Here is a 579-nt window from a genome sequence, read left to right on the forward strand (position 1 = left end):
AGAAGTGGGTAGCTTAACCTTCGGGGGGGCGCTCACCACTTTGTGGTTCATGACTGGGGTGAAGTCGTAACAAGGTAGCCCTAGGGGAACCTGGGGCTGGATCACCTCCTTACCTATACGACTAACTTAATGTTTGTTGAGTGTTCACACAGATTGCTTGTTTATCTTCTCTTAGGAGAAGTCAGAGCTGAATGCGCCGCGAGCCGGTTAGCATTGTTCTTTAACAATTTGGAAAGCTGATAGTATTTAATTGCATGAGTCTGTCATGTGATTAATTACAAACCGATGTAAACGTGGAAACGTTTGCATCATGAGTTCTCAAACACTTTATTAAGTGTCTTGAATATTCAAAAGTAAATTATTCTTTGCTGAATAGTTTACGTCTAAGGCGCGTCCACTTCTTTGGTCAGAAGTGAGACAAGTAAAACCAAGCTGGTCGCAATGCGACTCAAGTGAGTGAAACTCATTTGGGTTGTATGGTTAAGCGACTAAGCGTATACGGTGGATGCCTTGGCAGTCAGAGGCGATGAAGGACGTAGTAACTTGCGAAAAGCGTTGGCGAGCTAGTAACAAGCATTT

At 43.7% G+C, this 579-nt stretch carries 2 rRNA genes; both read left to right on the forward strand.

What is annotated here, in order from left to right:
- Positions 1–112: ribosomal RNA gene (locus K5Q99_RS21940) — 16S ribosomal RNA — on the forward strand; the annotation flags it as partial.
- Positions 113–478: 366 nt separating this feature from the next.
- A 23S ribosomal RNA gene (locus K5Q99_RS21945) occupies positions 479–579 on the forward strand; the annotation flags it as partial.

This window comes from Shewanella hafniensis (assembly GCF_019655335.1).
GTDB classification, from domain to species: domain Bacteria; phylum Pseudomonadota; class Gammaproteobacteria; order Enterobacterales; family Shewanellaceae; genus Shewanella; species Shewanella hafniensis.